At 65.2% G+C, this 19,908-nt stretch carries 16 protein-coding genes; 12 read left to right on the top strand and 4 right to left on the bottom strand.

Annotated features, from left to right (window positions below):
- The first annotated feature begins 69 nt into the window (after positions 1 to 69).
- From OU11_RS03590 to OU11_RS03605, 4 genes are all read left to right on the top strand, one after another.
- Positions 70 to 1,020 carry an ABC transporter ATP-binding protein gene (locus tag OU11_RS03590; RefSeq protein WP_033514556.1) on the top strand — a complete coding sequence of 317 codons (951 nt, stop codon included), beginning with the start codon at positions 70 to 72 and terminating at the stop codon, positions 1,018 to 1,020.
- Positions 1,021 to 1,032: 12 nt separating this feature from the next.
- Positions 1,033 to 2,220 (top strand): ABC transporter permease, encoded by a 1,188-nt coding sequence (locus tag OU11_RS03595; RefSeq protein WP_033514557.1) that lies wholly within the window; start codon positions 1,033 to 1,035, stop codon positions 2,218 to 2,220.
- A complete protein-coding gene (locus OU11_RS03600; RefSeq protein ID WP_033514558.1) occupies positions 2,207 to 3,517 on the top strand; it encodes an ABC transporter permease in 1,311 nt (436 codons plus the stop codon). The genes OU11_RS03595 and OU11_RS03600 overlap by 14 nt, the downstream gene beginning before the upstream one ends.
- Positions 3,518 to 3,646: 129 nt before the next feature.
- Positions 3,647 to 5,020, top strand: a complete 1,374-nt coding sequence (locus OU11_RS03605) for an MATE family efflux transporter (RefSeq protein ID WP_052122603.1) — start codon at positions 3,647 to 3,649, stop codon at positions 5,018 to 5,020.
- 58 nt (positions 5,021 to 5,078) lie between these two features.
- Here the strand turns inward: OU11_RS03605 and OU11_RS03610 are convergent, their stop codons facing one another.
- From OU11_RS03610 to OU11_RS03620, 3 genes are all read right to left on the bottom strand, one after another.
- Positions 5,079 to 6,356: an MFS transporter gene (locus OU11_RS03610; RefSeq protein WP_052122604.1), complete on the bottom strand. Its 1,278-nt coding sequence runs from the start codon at positions 6,354 to 6,356 to the stop codon at positions 5,079 to 5,081.
- A 225-nt stretch (positions 6,357 to 6,581) separates the two neighbouring features.
- Entirely contained in the window at positions 6,582 to 7,949 is a 1,368-nt protein-coding gene (locus OU11_RS03615) for a nucleobase:cation symporter-2 family protein (RefSeq protein WP_033514559.1), read from the bottom strand.
- An 80-nt stretch (positions 7,950 to 8,029) separates the two neighbouring features.
- Positions 8,030 to 8,611: a xanthine phosphoribosyltransferase gene (locus OU11_RS03620; protein ID WP_033514560.1), complete on the bottom strand. Its 582-nt coding sequence runs from the start codon at positions 8,609 to 8,611 to the stop codon at positions 8,030 to 8,032.
- A 158-nt stretch (positions 8,612 to 8,769) separates the two neighbouring features.
- Between OU11_RS03620 and OU11_RS03625 the strand changes: the two genes are divergently transcribed.
- From OU11_RS03625 to rpsD, 3 genes are all read left to right on the top strand, one after another.
- Complete coding sequence (locus tag OU11_RS03625) at positions 8,770 to 10,629, top strand: acyltransferase family protein (RefSeq protein WP_223224136.1); 1,860 nt, start codon at positions 8,770 to 8,772, stop codon at positions 10,627 to 10,629.
- Positions 10,630 to 10,741: 112 nt separating this feature from the next.
- Positions 10,742 to 13,441, top strand: coding sequence for an ATP-dependent helicase (locus tag OU11_RS03630; protein WP_152597058.1), 2,700 nt, complete (start codon positions 10,742 to 10,744; stop codon positions 13,439 to 13,441).
- Between the two features lie 265 nt (positions 13,442 to 13,706).
- On the top strand, positions 13,707 to 14,333 hold the full coding sequence (gene rpsD / locus OU11_RS03635; protein ID WP_033514563.1) for a 30S ribosomal protein S4: 627 nt from the start codon (positions 13,707 to 13,709) through the stop codon (positions 14,331 to 14,333).
- A gap of 243 nt (positions 14,334 to 14,576) precedes the next feature.
- Here the strand turns inward: rpsD and OU11_RS03640 are convergent, their stop codons facing one another.
- The gene (locus OU11_RS03640) at positions 14,577 to 14,942 is read right to left on the bottom strand and encodes a phage holin family protein (RefSeq protein WP_033514564.1); all 366 of its coding nucleotides are present in this window, start codon (positions 14,940 to 14,942) and stop codon (positions 14,577 to 14,579) included.
- 272 nt (positions 14,943 to 15,214) lie between these two features.
- Here OU11_RS03640 and OU11_RS03645 point away from each other — a divergent pair, with 272 nt between their 5' ends.
- The 5 genes from OU11_RS03645 to ruvX all read left to right on the top strand — a co-directional run bounded on the left by OU11_RS03645 (position 15,215) and on the right by ruvX (position 19,906).
- A complete protein-coding gene (locus tag OU11_RS03645) occupies positions 15,215 to 15,889 on the top strand; it encodes a histidine phosphatase family protein (RefSeq protein WP_033514565.1) in 675 nt (224 codons plus the stop codon).
- 131 nt (positions 15,890 to 16,020) lie between these two features.
- Complete coding sequence (locus OU11_RS03650) at positions 16,021 to 16,413, top strand: DUF948 domain-containing protein (protein ID WP_033514699.1); 393 nt, start codon at positions 16,021 to 16,023, stop codon at positions 16,411 to 16,413.
- On the top strand, positions 16,413 to 16,649 hold the full coding sequence (locus tag OU11_RS03655) for a hypothetical protein (RefSeq protein ID WP_033514566.1): 237 nt from the start codon (positions 16,413 to 16,415) through the stop codon (positions 16,647 to 16,649). Before OU11_RS03650 ends, OU11_RS03655 begins: the two co-directional genes overlap by 1 nt.
- 114 nt (positions 16,650 to 16,763) lie before the next feature.
- Complete coding sequence (gene alaS, locus OU11_RS03660) at positions 16,764 to 19,442, top strand: alanine--tRNA ligase (protein ID WP_033514567.1); 2,679 nt, start codon at positions 16,764 to 16,766, stop codon at positions 19,440 to 19,442.
- Between the two features lie 8 nt (positions 19,443 to 19,450).
- The gene (gene ruvX, locus OU11_RS03665) at positions 19,451 to 19,906 is read left to right on the top strand and encodes a Holliday junction resolvase RuvX (RefSeq protein ID WP_033514568.1); all 456 of its coding nucleotides are present in this window, start codon (positions 19,451 to 19,453) and stop codon (positions 19,904 to 19,906) included.
- Positions 19,907 to 19,908: the final 2 nt, after the last annotated feature.

The raw sequence follows: 19,908 nt of genomic DNA on the forward strand, positions 1-19,908 counted from the left end.
GTGTCTCACCATGCAGGCCCCGCCGGCATCCTGCATCATGGAGATACCTACACAAGACAGGAGGCAGCGATGACCACATCCGTTCCACCCGCGGTCAGCGTTCATGGGCTGGTCAAACGGTACGGCGACGTGCTCGCCCTCGACTATTTCGACCTGGACGTCAGACAGGGGGAGATCTTCGGCCTGCTCGGCCCGAACGGTTCGGGCAAAACCACCGCCATCAACTGCATCCTGGCGCTGCTGACCTACGACGCCGGGCAGGTGGGCGTCTTCGGATCGCCGATGACGCCCACCAGCTATGCGCTCAAACGACGCATCGGCGTCGTGCCGCAGGAGGTCGCCGTCTTCTACGAGCTGACCGTCGAGGAGAACATCGACTATTTCTGCTCCCTGTACGTGCCCGACAGACGCACCCGAACCCCCATGGTCGACGAGGCCATCGCCTTCGTGGGACTCGACGACTACCGGCGGTTCCGTCCGGGCAAGCTCTCCGGCGGTCTGCTGCGCAGACTCAACATCGCCTGCGGCATAGCGCACAGGCCCGACCTCATCTTCTTCGACGAGCCGACCGTGGCCGTGGACCCGCAAAGCCGCAACGCCATCCTGGAGGGCATCATGACCCTGCGCGACCGCGGCACCACCGTCGTGTACACCAGCCACTACATGGAGGAGGTCGAGCAGATCTGCGACCGGATCCTCATCATGGACCACGGCCGGCATCTGGCGCTCGGCACCGCCGAGGAACTCAAACTCATGATCGACACCGGCGAACGCATCACCGTCCAGACCCTGGACCTCACCCCGGCCACCCTGGAACAGGTCGACGCCCTGCCCGCGGTCATCGAGGCCACCTACGACGGCCAGCAGCTGGACATCCGCTGCCGGCGCGGCGAGACCAACCTCATCGACATACTCGGCGTGCTGGAGCGATCCGGCACCAACATCGGACACCTGACCTCGCGCCCGCCGAGCCTGAACGACGTGTTCCTCGAACTGACCGGCACGGCGCTGCGCGACTGAAAGGAGCGGACGATGCTCACCACATTCATCGCACAGATCAAAACCATGCTGCACCGGCCGGCCATGATCTTCTGGGCGCTCGCCTTCCCGATCATCCTGGCCACCATGTTCCACGCCATGTTCCAGAACATCGCGAGCAGCTACAGCATCGAGGCCCAGCCCATAGACATCGTGCGTGACGACGCATGGGACGGCCTGACAGGCGCGCAGGACCTCGTGGAAGCCCTGCAGGACGCCGACACGGCCGTGCTCAAGGCCACGCAGGTGCCGGACGCGGACGCGGCGCTCGCCGACCTGCGTGAGGGTCGCGCGGTGGGCTATCTGGCCGCGCGGGACGGCGAACTGGCGTTCGTCATCAGCGATTCGGCCGCGACCACGGCCGAATCGGACGGGGCCGTGGGCATAACCCTCAGCATCATCTCGGATGCCGTGGCGCGGTACAACGACACGGCGCAGCTGGGGGAGGCGGTGGGGCGGTACGCTCCCGAAGCCTTTCTGGACGACTCCTTCACCGGGCAGCTGGGGGCCACCGCGGGGTTGAGCGAGGAGATCCGGCTCACCCGCACGGCCCCGGACGAACCCGTGCGCTACCAGTTCGCACTGCTGGGCATGGCCTGTCTGATGACCATGACCCTGGCCATCGGCGCCATCAGCGAATCCCAGCCGAATCTGTCCACCCTCGGCGCGCGCCGCTGCCTGGCGCCGCTGCCGAAGTGGCGCATACTGACGGCGGGGTTCCTGGCCGCCTGGCTGGTGTCCGCATGCTGCATGAGCCTGTCGTTTGTCGTCATCCGATACGTGTTCGGCGTGGGCGTGGCGGGGCGTGAACCGTTCGCGTTCCTTGGCATCGGCGTGGCCACGTTCATGGCGTCGTCGCTGGGCTCGCTGATCGGCGCGTTGCCGAAACTGGGCGTGGGCCCGAAGGTGGGCATCTCCACCGGCATGACATGTCTGCTGTCGTTGTTCGCCGGGCTCTACGGCCAGCCGGCCATGCAGCTGGGCGACATGATCCAGCGGGAGCTGCCGCTGCTGGCGGACATCAACCCCGTCCGGCAGGTCTCCCAGCTGTTCCACGACATCCTGTACTACGACAGCCTGCAGCCCTTCGTCCGCACGGCCGCGCTGCTGGCGGTGATGAGCATCGTATTCCTGGCCATTGCGGCGCTGATGTTGAGGAGGCAACGCTATGAACACCTTTAAGGCCGCATTGCGGGTCATCTGGCGGCACCGCGCCTATCTGCTCGTCTACCTGTTCGGACTGAGCCTGATGATGATCGTCCTGATGTCCGGCTCGGTGGCCGGCGCGCAGCAGGATGCGGCGTCCGCCGACGTCTACGAGCCCGATAGGGCCACGGTCGCCGTGGTGGACCGCGACGGCGGTGAGGCCGGCATCGCGCAGGGATTGCGCGAGGGGCTTTCCGACGGCTGCGATCTGATTGCGCTCGACGATACCGAGCGCGCGTTGCAGGACGCCGTGGCCACGAACTATGTGGGCCTGATCATCATCGTGCCGGAGGGTTACGCCGCACGGTTCGCCGAGGCGGTCCGCACAGGCGGCGACGTGCCGGCGGTGCGGACCGTGACCAGCTACACCTCCGGCGTGGGGGCGATGGCGAGGATGCAGATGGAAGGGTTGCTATCGTCGCTCCGATCGGAGTACCGCGCGCGGCTGGTGCATGCGGGAGTCGACGCGGACGCCGACGGGACGCTGCTGGCGCACAGCGTGCAACAGGTGGTGGACGAGGCGCAGGCCGACGGGCGCGACGGCATCGCCGTGGCGCAGACGGGAACGGCCGGCGACTCCCGCACCGGGGCGTCGGTGTTCGGCGTGTCGATGAGATTCGGCGGGTATCCGATCATGGCGTCGATGACCGTGACCGTGGCGCTGGTGGCCGGTGTGTTCAACGCGGGTCGGGTCCGGCGCAGGCTGGCCGCGTCGGCGGAGCATCCCTCTCGGCGGGGGATGGGCGTGTTCCTGGCCTGCCTGCTGCTCGGCGTCATCGCGTCGGCCTATTACCTGGCGCTGTCGGCGCTGCTGATGCTGCCGTTGGGCACGGACGCCTCGATCGCGCCGGAGTCCTTCGCGCTGTGCGCGGTGACGGTGCTGACGTACGCGCTGATGGCCGTGGCGTTGGGATTCGCGCTCGGGCAGTGCGGCGTGTCCGAGGAGGCGGCGAACGGGTTCGCGAATGTGTTCTCGCTGGTGGTCGCCTTCACCGGCGGCGCTTGGTTCCCCGCCTCGCTGATGCCGGACGCCATGCTGGTGCTCGGCCATCTGCTGCCCGGCTGGTGGTACGGCGACGCGCTGGGCGCGGCGCTGGGACTGGGGGAGCATGCCGCCTCCGGTCCGGATGCGGGGGCGTGGGCGTCATCGACCGGTCTGGTGCTGATGTATGCGGCCGCCTTCACCTGCGTGGGATTGGCCGTGGGCGCCATCCGGGCGCGCCGGCCGCGCTCGGATACCGCGGAGAGGACCACCGAGCTGGCCGTCGGCTGAGTGCGATCGGTGGACGGTTCCGGGCCGCGCCGCCGGCCGCGATGATAGAATGCGGGCGTGAGTAGAGGACACGGAACGGCTGCGGCAGCATCGGACGTCCATGCCAAGGCGGACGCGAAGTACGTCCAAATGACCCGATCCCCGCTGGAACCGCTGATTCTGCGTCTGGCCGTGCCGGCCATCGTCTCGAATCTCGTCACCGTGACCTACAACATGGCCGACACCTGGTTCATCGGCCGGCTCGGCACCTCGCAGTCCGGCGCCGTGGGCGTGGCCTTCTCGGTGATGACCATCATGCAGGCCATCGGCTTCTTCTTCGGCCAGGGCGGCGGCAACTCGCTGTCGCGAGAGCTCGGCAAACGCAACGAGGAGCGCGCCTCAAGACTGCTGTCGGTCGCCTTCTTCGGATCGGTGGGCTTCGGCGTACTGCTGGGTGTGCTGGGGCTGCTGGTCCTGCAGCCGCTGGTGCACGGACTGGGCGCCACCGACACCATCGCCCCCTATGCGGTGCAGTACCTGACGCCGCTGCTGGTCGCCACGCCCTGCGTCACCGGCTCGTTCACGATGAACGGCCTGCTGCGCTTCCAGGGGTTGTCCGCCTATTCGATGATCGGTCTGGTCACCGGGGCGATCCTGAACATCGCTCTGGCCCCGGCGCTGATCTTCGGCGCCGGTCTGGGCATCTTCGGCGCGGGCTTGGCCACCGCGATCTGCCAGACCATCAGCTTCACGATCCTGACCGTGATGTGCGTCAAGGTGGGCGTGGTCCGGCTGTCCCCGCGATGGTTCCAGCCGGACATGCTGCTCATCCGGGAGATGATCGGCGGGGGACTGCCGTCGCTGCTGCGCAACGGCGTGGGGTCGGTGGCCGTGACCTGCGTGAATCTGGCCGCGAACCCGTTCGGCGATGCGGCGATCGCGGCCATGGCGATCGTCAACCGCATTGCGTTGACCGCCAACTCGATGATCGTCGGTTTCGGACAAGGGTTCCAGCCGGTGTGCGGCTATAACTACGGCGCCGGTCTGTTCGCCCGCGTCCGCCGCGGATTCTGGTTCGGTGTGCGCGTGGAGACGGCGATCCTGGTCTGCGCGACCGTGGTGTTCGCGCTGTTCGCCCCCGAATTGGTCGGCCTGTTCCGGGCCGACCCCGACGTGATCCGGATCGGCGAGGTGGCGTTGCGGCTGCAGTGCTGCACGCTGTGGATGAACGGGTTCAACATGATGTCGAATATGAGCCAGCAGACCATGGGCAGGACGTTGGCGGCCTCGATCCTGGGTGTGGCCCGTCAGGGGCTGTTCCTGGTGCCGCTGGTCTGGCTGCTGCCGGCGATCCTGCCGGCGTTCGGCCTGCCGGCGCTGCTGGGCATCCAGATGGCCCAGCCGATCTCCGACCTGCTGACGTTCGCGATCACGGTGCCGATCCAGCTGCGTATGCTGTGGGGGCTGAAGACGGCGGATGGTCTCCAAATGACCGCGACTTCGCTGTCGTCGACCATGCGCTGACCCGACGGGCCGAGGCCATCGGCCGCGGAGCGTGCCGATGACCCCGGAATCAGCGATGTCAGGCGTGCCGGTCGTCGTCGATGGCGCGGATGGACGGGATCAGTACCATCGTTACGGCTAGGGCGAGTATGGCGACGCCGGATCCCATGAACCAGACCGTCGCGCCGACCGAATCGACGAACAGCGAGGATATGGCGGTACCGAGCGGTAGAGCCCACGCCATCAGACTGCCGTACAGGCCGAACACGCGCCCGAGATACTCGGGGGCGATGCGTTCCTGGATGAGTGCGATCTGCGGCGCGGAGTACAGCGGCGAGCTAAATCCCATGACCACGGCCGAGGCCAGGAACGCCGGGAACATGGAGGGGGCGGCCGAGCCCGCGATCAACGTGGCCACGCCGTATGTGACCGTGGCCAACTCCACGCTCACAACCCGGCGTCGGAATCCGCCGGTGGCGCCGATGACAAGACTGCTCACCAGCATGCCGGCGGAGAATGCGACCTCGGCGGTCGCGGCTCCGGAGGTGCCGCTGTTGAAATGGTCCAGACACATGACGGGGAACAGGGCGCTCACCGGCGAAATGACCAATGAGAACGCGAATCCGCAGATCAGCAGAGCGAACAGACCGCTGTCCGCCCGGAGTACACGGAAGCCATCCCGGGTCTCCGAGAGCATGCGTCCGACCGCCACGGACAAGCCCTCGGAGTCCGTCGCGGTAGTGGAGACCGGACGGACGTACGTGGTCAGGCGCGTCATCCATACGGCCAGGGAGGCCACAAGTGCGCCGACCACATCGATCAGGGCCATGACTCCTAACCCGAATATCGGATACAGGACGGCGGCCATCGCGTAACCGGCGATGTAGCCGAGCGATTGCACGCATTGGGCGATGCCGGACAGCCGACCTAGCTGCTCCGCCGGGGCCACCATCGGGGTGAGCGCGTTGAACGCCGGCGTATGCAGGGACGAGCCAATCGCCCGCAGGAACAGCGATGCCATGATCAGCCACACCGGTGCGTGTCCGAGCAGGGCCGCCATGGCCACGACAAGACTGATGGCGGCGATGAACAGGTCCGAACCGATAAGGGTGGCCGTAATCGGATGCCGGTCCACAATGACACCGGCGAACGGGCCGATAAGCGCCAGTGGCAGGAACCCCGCCATGGAGGCGAGCGTGATCGTGCCGGCGGAACCGCCCTGCGCCGCAATATGCCAGATCAGCCCCATCTGCACGATGGAACTGGTCAATACGGAGAAAAGCTCGCCACCCCACACGATGGCGATGGTCGAAACCCAGGCATATGGGCGCGACGGAACAGGTTTGGGGGTATTCATAACAAACTCCTATGGTCTGGTACGGAATCGTGATGCCGATGCCACGCCACGGAGCACGGGTCCGCGGCGGATCAGACCAGACGCATACGCACGATGTACATCCAAATCTCCTTTGACGAAATGGGACGATGAAAGTCATTGTAGCGCAGGCAAGTCGTCGGTATATGCATTGGCGGCGGACAGGCACCCTAAGCCCTCCGCTGCCGATGCATATACCGGAGATGCTCAGACCGCGGCGTCGTTCTTCGCCGTCGGAACGCTCAGGAAATGCTCCTCGCTCGGCAGGACCAGGCTGAGGATCAGCGCGACGACGAAGGCCACCGCAATGCAGTTCGAGGCGAAGATCTGCTGGAACAGGGCGGGGAAGTGCACGAAGATGTCGCTCACCTGCGTGAATCCGATGCCGATCGTCAGGCTCAGCGCCGCGATGGTGATGTTGCGCTGGGTGAAGCCCGCCTCGGCGATCATCTGGAATCCGGAGAGGATGATGTTGCCGAACATCATGATCGTGCAGCCGCCGAGCACCGCCTGCGGCATCGAGTTGAACACCTCGGCGATGGCCGGCACGAAGCTGGCCAGGATCAGGATCAGACCGCCGGAGAGGATCACCTTGCGGTTGACCACCTTGGTCATGGCCACCAGGCCGATGTTCTGGGCGAAGCTGGTCAGCGGCAGGCATCCGAACAGGCCGGAGACCGAGGAGATCAGGCCGTCGCCGGCGATCGCGCCCGCCGTCTCGCGTTCGGTGGGCAGACGGTTCAGACCCACCTTCGTCAGCGCGGCCGTGTCTCCCAGCACCTCCACGGAGGAGACCACGTACAGCAGGCCCAGCGAGATGATCGCACCCGGGTCGAACTCGGGCTTGAACGGCATGATCCGCGGCACGGACACGATCTGAAGATCGGCGAAACCGGAGAAATCTACCTTGCCCATGATGATGGCGACCACATAGCCGACCACCAGGCCGAACAGTACCGAAAGCTGCTTGGCCGTGCCCTTCATCAGCAGCTGGAACGCCAGACAGGCGACCAGCGAGATCAGGCCCAGCGTCAGGTTCTGCCAGCTGCCGAAATCCTCGGCACCGGAGCCACCGCCGAAACTTTCGGCGCCCACGGTCAGCAGCGAGAAACCGATCGATGTGACCACAATGGCCGAGACGATCGGTGGGACGAACCGACGCCAATATTTGGCGGTCAGACCCAGGACCAGCTCCAGCAGGCCGCCGACCAGCACAGCACCGACCACGGCGCCGTATCCCTTGTCCGCGCAGATCGCCACGGCGGCCGCCACATAGGTGAACGAGATGCCCGTCACCATCGGCAGACGGGAGCCGATCATCCATGCGCCGTACAATTGCAGGCATGTGCCCAGACCTGCGGTCAGCAGACCGGCCTGAATGACGGTGGCCGACTGCTCCGGCGTCATGTTCGCGGCGGAAGCGACGATGAAAATCGGCGCCAGATTGGCCACGAACATGGCCATGACATGCTGCAATCCAAACGGTATTCCGCGCCAGAACGATACCGGCGCATCCAGACTGCTGAGCGCCTCGAACGAAATACCCGAAGCCTTACCGCTCTTCTTCTCACTCATTCGGTGTTCCTTCCGCACGCCGTGCCGCGTGTTATCTCTTCATCGGACGGGCGATCGACGTCGCACGACCGTGTCTACGATCAGTGACGGAATTCGATCGAACCGGTCTGCGGATCCATCGATTCCACGATCGCCAGCGAGTCCACGTCGTAACCCTCCTCGCGCAGCTTGTCGCCGCCGCCCTGGAAGCCCTTTTCGACGGCGATGCCGATGCCCTCGACGGCGGCGCCGGCATGCTCGCAGATATCGATCAGGCCGCGCAGCGCCTTGCCGTTGGCGAGGAAATCGTCGATGAGCAGGACGTGGTCCTCGGGGCCCAGATACTTCCTGGACACGATGACGGGGAACTCGCGCTGCTTGGTGAACGAATACACGGTGGACACATACTGGTCGCCGTCCAGGTTGATCGACTGCGCCTTCTTGGCGAACACCACGGGCACGTCGCCGAAATGGCGGGCGGCCACGCAGGCCATGCCGATGCCGGAGGCCTCGATGGTGAGGATCTTGGTGATCTGGCGCCCGGCGAAATGCTCGGCCCAGGCCCTGCCCATGGCGTCGTACAACGCCACGTCGCACTGATGGTTCAGAAAGGCGTCGACCTTGAGCACATTGCCCTGCTTGACGGTGCCTTCTTTGCGGATACGTTCCTCAAGTTCCTTCATGGATCGTCCCTTTGCTCTGCTGATGGATGGGAAACGTGCTGACGCGCGTATGAGTCCCCAGCTTACGTCCGTCCGCTGACGGGAGCCGACGGTGTTTTCCCGTGCCGCCGTTAGCCGTCATGGTAGGCTGTGCACTGCCGGAAAGAGAGGAAGGCATCGTGCGAAGAACCATGCGGTATTCGGGTATGGACGGTATCAAGGGACTGGCCTTGATCGGCGTCATTTGGTACCACCTGTCGCAGAGGACGCTGCCCGGCGGCTTCATCGGCGTCGAGGTGTTCTATACGGTATCCGGTTTCCTGCTCGCCACGAGTCTGCTCAACGAGTATCGGGAGCGGGGCGCCATCAGGGTCGGCCGGTTCTATGTGCGTCGTCTGCTGCGGCTGTGGCCCGCGCTGGTCGTGATGGTTCCGGCGGTCGCATGCCTGGGTATGATCATCGACCGCGACACGCTGGTGGGCATCGCGGGGCGCAGCATGGCCGCGCTGACCTTCTCCACAAACTGGTATGAGATCGCCACCGGAGGCAGCTACTTCGCATCCACGTCCCCGCAGCTGCTGCGGCATCTGTGGTTCGTGGCGTTGATGGCGCAGGTCATCGTCGTCCTACCGGTTCTGGTCGCGCTGACCGAACGTCTGGTCGGCGAGAGACTGCGGCCATTGGTGCCGCTGGCGCTCGCCGTCATATCCGTGGTGCTGATGGGCGTGCTGTATACGCCGGGCGCCGACCCGACCATGGTGTACTTCAACACGGGCACGCACTGCTTCGGCATCCTGTTCGGCGTATTCCTGGCCTGGCTGGCCGCCGGGCATGAAGGCATGCCGCGGTTCGCGCTTGCGATCGCCGGCCATGTCATGCCGTGGATCGCCACTGCGGCGTTGATCGCCATGGGGGTGATCGCCACGCGCATCGAACAGGATGGCGCGGCGTTCCGTGGCGGTTTGGCCATCGTGGCGCTGCTGACCATGCTGGTGATCGTCGGAACCATGCCCCGCAGCTCGTGGATGCATGGACTGCTGTGCTGGCGTCCGCTGGTCCTGTTGGGCAGGTATTCATATGGGCTGTATCTGTGGCACTGGCCGTTGTATCTGCTGATGCAATGCCTGCTGCCGGGCTGGCGCGGCGACGGCATCTGGCTGATCTGGACGCTGACGCTCGTGGCGAGCGCGGCGATGACGGCCGTGTCATGGGTGTGCGTGGAGCGTCCGCTGCTGCGTTGGTCCAAGGCTGGCCGGGGGAGCGCCGGACGCGACGGTACGGGCTGCCGGTCGGTGGCATGGTTCCGGATCGGCGTCGCCGCGGTGGTCGTCATCGCACTGTACCTGGGGTTGGCCCAGGCGATCAGCGTCGCGCCCGCGAAATCCAGCGTGCAGGCGATGCTGGAGCAGAACCAGGCCGCGCTGGACGCGGAAGCGCAGCAGCGCGAAATCGACGCCAAGGCAGCTGAGGAGGCCCGGCGTCGGGCCGAGGAACTGGCCAAAGCCCGGGAGCAGGCCAAGGCGGAGATTCTGCAGACAATGGACGGGCATGACATCACCGTGGTCGGCGATTCGGTGACGGTCGGCTCGACTCCGGCATTGCAGCAGGCCCTGCCGGGCGTGGTCGTGGATGCCAAGACCTCCCGGTTCATCCAGGATGTGCCGCAAATCGTCAGCCAGCTGAAGGCCCAGGGGCAGCTGCGCCGGTTCGTGGTGATTTCCGCCAATACGAACGCCGCCGCCACCCAGGACTCCTTCGAACAGATCGCCGCCGCCGCAGGCGAGGGGCATGTGCTGGTCATCATGACCGGATACGGCGACCGCAGCTGGATTCCCGTAGCCAATCAGGGTGCGGGCGATTACGTGCGTGCGCATCCGGATTCGGCGGTCATCGCCGACTGGTCGACGGCCATCGGCGCGCACACCGAGATGCTGACCAGCGACGGCATCCATCCCACAACGGACGGCATGGCGCTCTACGCCGACGTCGTCAAGAACACCATCGCCGACTGGATGGCGATGGAGGCGACCGCATCCTGACGGCGGTCGGCTCTGCGACGTGCTCTGACCGAACGGTGTGATAGACATGAATGCGCCGATACGTGACCTATCGGCAGCCAAGCCATTCGACGACAGGATGAAAGGGAGCAACGTGCAACAGGATCCGGACCTCATCGTGCGTGCCGCCGACGATCTCATCGGCGATCTGAACCCCCAGCAGGCCGAAGCCGTGCAGTACCGCGGACAGGCCCTGCTGATCGGCGCCGGCGCGGGATCGGGCAAGACCCGTGTGCTGACCCGCCGCATCGCCTGGATCCTGACGCAATTCGGCGCCTGGCCCAGCCAGATCCTGGCCATCACCTTCACCAACAAGGCCGCGGCCGAGATGCGTGAACGTCTGGGCGGACTGATCGGTCCGGTGGCCCAGCGCATGTGGGTATCCACCTTCCACTCGGCATGCGTGCGCATCCTGCGCCGCGACGGCGAGCGGATCGGACTGAAATCCGGGTTCTCCATCTACGACACCGCCGATTGCGAGCGTCTGGTCAAACTCATCGGCACGGACCTGAACATCGATCTGAAGCGGTACACCCCGCGCGCGATCCTGTCACGCATCTCCGACTACAAGAACAACCTGCAGGGTTGGCGGGAGCAGCTGAACGCCTACGCGGCCGACTACAAGCCGGGGCAGAAGGGCTATCAGCTCGGCCGGTTCGGCAACGTCGAGGAACTGTACGCGGTGGTCTATGCCGAATACCAGCACCGCCTGGCCATGGCGAACGCCGTGGACTTCGACGACCTGATCGCCCGCACCGTGGAGCTGCTGCGCACCTGCCCGGATGTCGCCGAATACTATCGGCACAAGTTCCGCTACATCCTCGTCGACGAGTATCAGGACACCAACCACGCCCAGTATGTGCTGGTGCGCGAGCTCGCCGGCGTCGACGCCAACGAGCCGACGCAGCCGGGCGCAGTGGCCGCCGGACGGCAGGGGCCCGCATGGATCACGGTCGTCGGCGATTCCGACCAGTCCATCTACGCGTTCCGTGGCGCGGACATCCGCAACATCCAGGATTTCGAACAGGACTTCCCGAACGCCAAGACGATCATGCTCGAACAGAACTACCGTTCGACGCAGACCATCCTGGACGCAGCCAACGCCGTCATCGCCCACAACGAGGGACGCAAGCCGAAGAAGCTGTGGACCGCGCTGGGCAAGGGGGAGCCCATCGTCGGCTACGCGGCCGACAACGCGCAGCAGGAGGCGGCGTGGATCGCCTCCGAAATCGCGCGCCTGCACGTCGAAGCCGGTGTCGCCTACTCCGATGTGGCCATCATGTACCGGGCGAACGCACAGTCGCGCTCGCTGGAGGAGGCGCTGATCAAGGCGGGTCTGCCGTATCAGCTGATCGGCGGCACGCGCTTCTACGAACGTCGTGAGGTCAAGGAGGCCATCGCCTATTTGCAGGCGATCGTCAACCCCGCGGACGACGTGAACATGCGGCGCATCCTCAACGTGCCCAAGCGAGGGCTGGGGGCACGAGCCGAATCATTGGTCACGATGTACGCCGACACGCACGCCGCCACGTTCTTCGACGGCGTGCTCCACGTCGACGAGCTGGGCGCGCCCACACGCACCGCGACACAGCTGCGAGCGTTCCGCGACCTGATGACGGCGTTACGCGAGTTCGCCGTCGCCCATGACGGCAAGCCCTCCGAAATCGTGGCGGAGGTGCTCTCCAAGTCGGGGCTGCTCGAGGAACTGCAGCGTTCCGATGACCCGCAGGATGCCTCCCGCGTCGAGAACCTGTCCCAGCTGCAATCCGTGGCCGCCGAATACGAGCAGAAGACCCCGGACCCCTCATTGGCGGGGTTCCTCGAGACCACGGCGCTGGTGGCGGATTCCGACCAGCTGCCGATGCAGGGCGAGGACAGCGGTTCGATCACGCTGATGACGCTGCACACCGCCAAGGGTCTCGAATATCCGGTCGTCTTCTTGACGGGCCTCGAACAGGGCACGTTCCCGCACTCGCGCTCGATGGAGGACACCAGCGAACTGGCGGAGGAACGTCGTCTGGCCTACGTGGGCATCACCCGCGCCCAGCGTCGGCTGTATGTGACCCGTGCCGCCGTACGCGCCCAATGGGGGCAGGCCGCCGAGATGATGCCCAGCCAGTTCCTCGACGAGATTCCCGACGAACTCATCGATTGGAAACGTCGCGAGGCGGGCATGGAGCGCATGCGCGGCGGCTGGGGCAACGGCGGTTTCGGCGACGACGAATTCGGCGGATGGGATGACGACGACTTCGGCGGCGTCAGCTACGGGGGAGCGGGGTCGACGTTCGGCTCTACCTACGGGTCGGCCCGTGGAACGGGCTCCTCCTATGGGTTCGGTTCGTCCTCCGCGGCGCGGTCCGGGTACGGATCAGGCAGGTCGTATGGTTCCTCGTACGGCTCTCGGTCCACCTATGGCGGTTCCGGACGCTCGTACGGCTCCTCAGGCTCGTCGTATGGCTCGCGCTCGTCGAAATCGTATGGTTCCTCCGGCTCACGTTCGTCGTCCTACGGATCGGGTTCCTCCGGATCCGGCCGCAGCGGGAAGGTGACGACCCGCCGCATCGCGCCGTCGGCGGGAAGCAAGCCGAAGCAGAACCCGGGGGTGTCCACGGCAGGCAACGGGCTGTCGATCGCGGATTTCCAGATCGGCGACAAGATCACGCACGACAAATTCGGTCTGGGCACGGTCGTCGACCTGCAGGACAAGGGCCCCAAGTCGGTGATCACCGTCGACTTCGGGTCGGACGGCGTCAAGCGGCTGATGCTCGCGGTCGCCCCCATCGAAAAGCTCTAGTCCTCACCCGGGCGTCTTCCTCAGCGGGGAGCGCCCGGACCGCGTCCCGCAGTGGTCCACCCCCTGCGCGTATACTGGACGATTGGTGTCTGCCTGCCGGCTGACACCGTCTGGAGCCTTAGCCCATCAACGGGTCGGCGGCCGTCGGAATCCCGTTTCGCGGCCGTTCGTGCCTCGGCACGAGGAAGCGTTGGAGAGGCCGGCTCAGCACAAGGCGGTTCGCCGCCCTGTGTTCCGTTCAAACAACGACAGAAGGAATATCTCAATGACGAACGTTCAGCGTTCCCGCCGTCAGGTGCGTCTTTCCCGCGCCCTCGGCATCGCACTGACCCCCAAGGCTCAGCGCATCTTCGAAAAGCGTCCGTATGCCCCGGGTGAGCATGGCCGCACCCGCCGTCGCACCGAGTCCGATTACGCGGTGCGTCTGCGCGAGAAGCAGCGTCTGCGCGCCCAGTACGGCATCTCCGAGAAGCAGCTCCGCGCCGCTTACGAGAAGGGCACCCGTACCGCCGGCCAGACCGGTAACGCGATGCTCTCCGATCTGGAGACCCGCCTCGACGCCCTGGTGCTGCGTGCCGGCTTCGCCCGCACGACCGCCCAGGCCCGTCAGTTCGTGGTGCACCGTCACATCCTGGTCGACGGCAACATCGTCGACCGCCCGTCCTACCGCGTCAAGCCGGGCCAGACCATTCAGGTGAAGGCCAAGAGCCAGACCATGGTGCCGTTCCAGATCGCCGCCGAAGGCGTGCATCGCGACGTGCTGCCGGCGGTTCCGGGCTATCTCGATGTGAACCTCCCGTCGCTCAAGGCGACCCTGACCCGCAAGCCGGAAGCCGAGGAAATTCCGGTGCAGGTCAACATCCAGTACGTCGTCGAATTCTATTCGCGCTGATCTGGATCCCATACCAACAAGGACATACCGCAAAGGCCCCGCAGGAATCCCTGCGGGGCCTTTGCGTTGCGGCGTTGCAGTGGGCCTTTGCGTTGCGGCGCCCTCTTCGTGTGTGGCGACTCTGTCGGACTCTGATGCATCGTGACCGTGACATAAGTTCATAAAACGTTGAAATCCCAACGATTCGGGGACCTGTGTCACGGTTGTGAAGTGTCAGAGTCCGCATAGGCCGGGCATGTCGGACTAGTCTCCGATCACGCTGCCGACGATGGCCGACACGATCGACAGGATCAGCGAGCCGAGCACGGACCACCAGAATCCGTCGATGATGACACCGACGCCGAAGATCGACATCGCCAGCCAAGAGGCGAGCTCCATGAACAGCCAGTTGATGATGAGCGCGACGATGCCGAGCGTCAGAATCGAGAACGGTAGCGCCAGCAACTGCACGACGGGCTTGATCGAGGCGTTGATCAACGCCATGAACAGGGCGAACGCGGCGATGCCGAGCACCGGCGGCTCGCCGAGCGCGGTCATCCCCGGCAGAAGAGCGACCATGACACCGGCCGCGATGGTCATAACCAGCCAACGAGAAATAAAACGTCCCATATCAGCCAGTAAACCATGGTAGGCCGGCGAACGACACGCCGTGATGGTGGCAAACCACCCCCCGAAGTTTGCCGGGAATGGCCATATAGTGCGGATCACGGCAAACTTCGGCCATAGGTTTGCCACCGTTCCGGCGTGTCATGGGCATGGCGGCACCACGTAGGTGCGCACCTCGCGGTCGGTGAGCCGCCGCTCCGGCGTGCTACGGGCATGCTGGCGGCACCCTCCATGACGTCGCGCCATGCGTCCAATCGGCACGGATAATGGAGGTCATGAGAGTGCATCTGCATATGGTCCGCCACGGACAGACGTTTTTCAACCGATACAACAGGCTGCAGGGATGGTCGAACGCCACGCTGACCGAATCGGGCCTGGCCGATGCCGCCACGGCGGGAGGCAAGCTCAAGGACATCGATTTCGCTGCGGCTTACTGTTCCGACACCACGCGGGCGCAGCTGACGGCGCAGACGATCCTCGACATCAACGAGGCGGCGGGGCACAGGCGCCCGGCGCTCGTTTCGGACATGCACTTCCGTGAACAGTATTACGGCTACTTCGAAGGACTGGACATGGCGATGGCGTGGTATGCGGCCGGTGCCCCGCACGGCACGCCGACCTACAACGCGATTGTCGAACGGTACGGGCTCGGAGCCACCCGCGATTTCCTCAAGGAGGCGGATCCGTTCCACGACGCCGAATCGGACGCCGAATACTGGACTCGTGTGGAAGGCGCCTACACGCTGATCGCGGGCAATGCCGATCTGCGGGATGGCGATGACGTGCTGGTCATCGGACATGGCAACACGCTGCTCAGCCTGATGCACCGGTTCGCTCCCTCGGGCTACGACCTGAGCGAGAGACCGGCCAACGGCAGCGTGACGGTGTTGGATTTCGATACCGAAAAGCCTTTTGCCGAAGCGTTGAGCGTGGTTTCCTACAATCAGTAGGCAGTCTCCGGGTTCGGTTCGATTGCGCCCGGAGTCTTCAGGCTATGGCCTGAGTCTGGGGCGTTGGCTACCCTTGTGTAGGTATCGTGTGCGCGGCATGAGGCCGCGTACCGGGAAATGTGAGGTTCATGATGGGTGTTGGAGAGATCGCCGGCCTGATTGCGGCGATAGCGTTCGCCATTCTCGCCGGATTCCTGATCTATCCGCTGATTCGCCTCGGCAAGTTGTTCGACCAGCTGGCTGAAACCGTCAAGCAGACCGGGGACCACGCGATTCCCGCCCTGGATGAGAGCGTGACGACGGTCAAGCAGGTCAACAAGTCCCTCGAGGACGTCAACAAGATCTCCTCCGCCGCCTCCACCACGGCCAATAACGTCGGCGCACTGACCGACCTGTATGGCTCGTTCCTGGGCAAGCCAGTGATCAAGGTCGCCTCCACGGTGTACGCGTTGAAGTCCACCGCCCAGTCGTTCCTGTCCAAGCGCGGCGCCCAGTCCGCCACGACATCCGGCAAGGGGGAGTGATGCTCAAACGTCTGTTCTGGATCGCCGTGGGCGTGGGCATCGGCATCGTGGTCGTCAGCAAGGCGCAGGCGTATGTGAAAGCCAATACGCCCGACGCGGCCCGCCAGTTCCTGCTCGGTCCCGACCAGGACCATGTGCCGATGCGCACGCTCGAGGGTCTAGTCAGCGAATTCAACGCCACACGTCGGGCCCGGGAGGCTGAACTCAACGAACGCTACATCGGCCGCCAACGCTGACCTTCCCGGAGAAGACCGGGAGTGCGGCGCGAGTCGTCAAACGCCAATCCACACCATCCATCATGCCAGCGGGCGGCATCATGCCCGGAGCACAACCAAGGAGCACAACCATCCATGCGCACTGCTGAAATCGCGAAGCGTTTTCTGACCTACTTCGAGCAGCACGACCATCTCGTCGTGCCTTCGGCGTCCCTGATCTCGCCGAACCCGACCACCCTGTTCACCATCGCCGGCATGGTGCCGTTCATCCCGTACCTGATGGGCGAGCAGACGGCCCCCCATCCGCGCATGGCCTCGAACCAGAAGTGCGTGCGCACGCTGGACATCGACGAGGTGGGCAAGACCACCCGCCACGGCACGTTCTTCCAGATGCTCGGCAACTTCTCGTTCGGCGACTACTTCAAGGAAGAGGCCATCCATTACGCCTACGAGCTGCTGACCAAGCCCCAGGATCAGGGCGGCTACGGCTTCGACCCGGAGAAGCTGTGGATGACCACGTTCACCGATGACGAGGAGGCCCGCGCCATGTGGCGCAACGAGGGCGTGGATCCCGAGCACATCCAGATCATGGGCATGGAGGACAACTTCTGGACCACCGGCGGCCCCGGCCCCGGCGGTCCGTGCTCCGAGATCTACGTGGACCGTGGCCCCGAGTTCGGCATCGAGGGCGGCCCGATCGCCGACGAGAACCGGTACATCGAGATCTGGGACCTCGTGTTCGAGAACTACGAGGTCGACAACGTCAAGTCCAAGACCGACCTGCACATCGTGGGCGAGCTGGAGAACAAGAACATCGACACCGGCGCCGGCCTGGAACGCATGGCCTACCTGCTGCAGGGCAAGAACAACATCTACGAGACCGATGAGGTGTTCCCGGTCATCGAGGCCGCGCAGCGCATGTCCGGCCGCCTGTACGGCGACGACGAGGCGATGGACGTCAAGTTCCGCGTGGTCGCCGACCACGTGCGTTCCGCGCTGATGATCATGAGCGACGGCGTGCGCCCGGCCAACAACGGCCGCGGCTACGTGCTGCGCCGCCTGCTGCGCCGCATCGTCAAGGCGATGCGCACGCTCGGCGTGACCGATCCGGTGCTGCCGACGCTGTTCCCGGTATCCAAGGACGCGATGGTGCCGAGCTACCCCGAGCTGGAGCAGACCTTCCATGACGTGTCCGAGGCCGCGTACGGCGAGGAGGACGCCTTCCGCCGCACCCTGGAATCCGGCACCGAGATCTTCGACATGGCCGTCGCCAAGGCCAGGAATGCCGGCAAGGACACCGTCTCCGGCGCCGACGCCTTCACCCTGCATGACACGTACGGCTTCCCGATCGAGCTGACACTGGAGATGGCGGCCGAACAGGGCGTGAAGGTCGATGAGGCGAAGTTCCGCGAGCTGATGGCCGAGCAGAAGTCCCGCGCCCGCGCCGATGCGCTGAAGAAGCGCCACAACGTGGACCTGTCCGTGTACGACGACTTCAAGAAGACGCTGGCCGCGCCGATCGACTTCCTCGGATACACCGACTACTCCAGCCGTTCGAAGGTCCTCGGCATCATGCAGGAGGGCAAGGGCTCCGTGCCGGCGGTCACCGCCCCGGCCACCATCGAGGTGATCCTCGACCGGACGCCGTTCTACGCGGAGGCTGGCGGCCAGCTGGCCGACCAGGGCGAGATCCTGTCCGACGACGGCGCGGTGCTTGAGGTCGATGATGTGCAGAAGCCGATCAAGGACCTGATCGTGCACCAGTGCCGCCTGACCGAGGGCACACTGGTCGTGGGCACCGAGGTCAACGCCACGATCGATCTGGACCGCCGCGGCGCGATCGCCCGCTCGCACACCGCCACCCACATGGTGCACAAGGCGCTGCGCGAGGAGCTCGGCCCGCAGGCCACCCAGCGTGGCTCCGAGGACGCGCCGAACCGTCTGCGCTTCGACTTCCAGTGGTCCAAGGCGCCGGCCAAGACGATCATGAGCGCCGTCGAGGCCCGCGTCAACGACAAGCTGCGCGACAACCTGGCCGTCACCACGCAGGAGATGAAGTTCGACGACGCCATCGCCCTCGGCGCCATGCACCTGTTCGGCGAGAAGTACGGCGACATCGTGCGCGTCGTCTCGATCGGCGAGGACGGCTGGAGCCGCGAGCTGTGCGGCGGCACCCATGTGGACCACGTCGGCAAGATCGGCCAGGTCAGCATCCTGTCCGAGGCGTCGATCGGTTCCGGCGTGCGCCGTGTGGACGCCCTGGTCGGCCAGAGCGCCTACGAGTACAACGCCCGCGAGCACGCGCTGGTCTCCCAGCTGTCCGACAAGCTCAACGCCCGTCCGGACGAGCTGGCCGAACGCGTGAACACGCTGCTGGCCAAGCTCAAGGAATCCGACCGTCGTCTGGCCGCCATGTACGAGAGCCAGCTGGCCTCCACGGTGCCCGGACTGGTGGCGGAGGCCAAGGCTTCGGCCGCGCCGGTCAAGGTGGCCGTCAGGAACGTGGGACATTTCGGCTCGTTCGACGCGCTGCGCAAGACCGTGCTGGACATCCGCGGACAGCTCGGCGAGGACGCCCCCGTGGTGGTGGCGCTGGCCGGCGTGAGCGCCGACGACAAGCCGATGGTCGCCGTGGCCACCAACGAGGCCGCGCGCAAGGGCGGCATCAAGGCGGGCGATCTGGTGCGCGGCGCCTCCAAGATCCTCGGCGGCGGTGGTGGCGGCAAGCCCGACTTCGCCCAGGGCGGTGGCGCGGACGCCACCAAGATCGACGAGGCGTTGCAATCGCTGACGCACGAGGCGATGAAAGGCTGAGTCCACCTATGGTGTGGCTTGGCGTTGATCTGGGGAACGCCCGGGTCGGACTGGCATTGTCCGACCCGGAGCTGACCCTGGCGCATCCGGCGGGGAACATCGCGGTCAACGGGGACTCGTTCTTCGCCTTGGACCCGGTCATCACGCTCATCGAGGAAGAAGGCGTGGACCATGTGGTCGTCGGACTGCCGCTGCAGTTGGACGGGTCCGAGGGACGTAGCGCGAAGAAGGCGAAACGCTGGGCGGATAACCTCAAAAAGAGAATATCCGGATTGATTGATGACGGACAATTCGCTTTGTCCGCCGTTCCGACGGTAACATTGGTGGATGAACGACTGACTACGGTCAGTGCTCACCGACTACTGTATGAGGCCCAGGTTACCGGCAGACGGCATCGGCCGATGGTCGATCAACAGTCGGCGATAGTGATATTGCAGACCGCGTTGGACAGCAGAGAGAGATAAAA

Source organism: Bifidobacterium pullorum DSM 20433 (genome assembly GCF_000771405.1).
In the GTDB taxonomy this organism is placed as follows: Bacteria; Actinomycetota; Actinomycetes; order Actinomycetales; family Bifidobacteriaceae; genus Bifidobacterium; species Bifidobacterium pullorum.

Bases quoted from the DNA above. Each gene is read 5' to 3' on its own strand.
- OU11_RS03590 (WP_033514556.1), top strand. From the start codon at position 70: ATGACCACATCCGTTCCACCCGCGGTCAGCGTTCATGGGCTGGTCAAA.
- OU11_RS03595 (WP_033514557.1), top strand. From the start codon at position 1,033: ATGCTCACCACATTCATCGCACAGATCAAAACCATGCTGCACCGGCCG.
- OU11_RS03600 (WP_033514558.1), top strand. From the start codon at position 2,207: ATGAACACCTTTAAGGCCGCATTGCGGGTCATCTGGCGGCACCGCGCC.
- OU11_RS03605 (WP_052122603.1), top strand. From the start codon at position 3,647: ATGACCCGATCCCCGCTGGAACCGCTGATTCTGCGTCTGGCCGTGCCG.
- OU11_RS03610 (WP_052122604.1), bottom strand. From the start codon at position 6,356: ATGAATACCCCCAAACCTGTTCCGTCGCGCCCATATGCCTGGGTTTCG.
- OU11_RS03615 (WP_033514559.1), bottom strand. From the start codon at position 7,949: ATGAGTGAGAAGAAGAGCGGTAAGGCTTCGGGTATTTCGTTCGAGGCG.
- OU11_RS03620 (WP_033514560.1), bottom strand. From the start codon at position 8,611: ATGAAGGAACTTGAGGAACGTATCCGCAAAGAAGGCACCGTCAAGCAG.
- rpsD (WP_033514563.1), top strand. From the start codon at position 13,707: ATGACGAACGTTCAGCGTTCCCGCCGTCAGGTGCGTCTTTCCCGCGCC.
- OU11_RS03640 (WP_033514564.1), bottom strand. From the start codon at position 14,942: ATGGGACGTTTTATTTCTCGTTGGCTGGTTATGACCATCGCGGCCGGT.
- OU11_RS03645 (WP_033514565.1), top strand. From the start codon at position 15,215: ATGAGAGTGCATCTGCATATGGTCCGCCACGGACAGACGTTTTTCAAC.
- OU11_RS03650 (WP_033514699.1), top strand. From the start codon at position 16,021: ATGGGTGTTGGAGAGATCGCCGGCCTGATTGCGGCGATAGCGTTCGCC.
- OU11_RS03655 (WP_033514566.1), top strand. From the start codon at position 16,413: ATGCTCAAACGTCTGTTCTGGATCGCCGTGGGCGTGGGCATCGGCATC.
- alaS (WP_033514567.1), top strand. From the start codon at position 16,764: ATGCGCACTGCTGAAATCGCGAAGCGTTTTCTGACCTACTTCGAGCAG.
- ruvX (WP_033514568.1), top strand. From the start codon at position 19,451: ATGGTGTGGCTTGGCGTTGATCTGGGGAACGCCCGGGTCGGACTGGCA.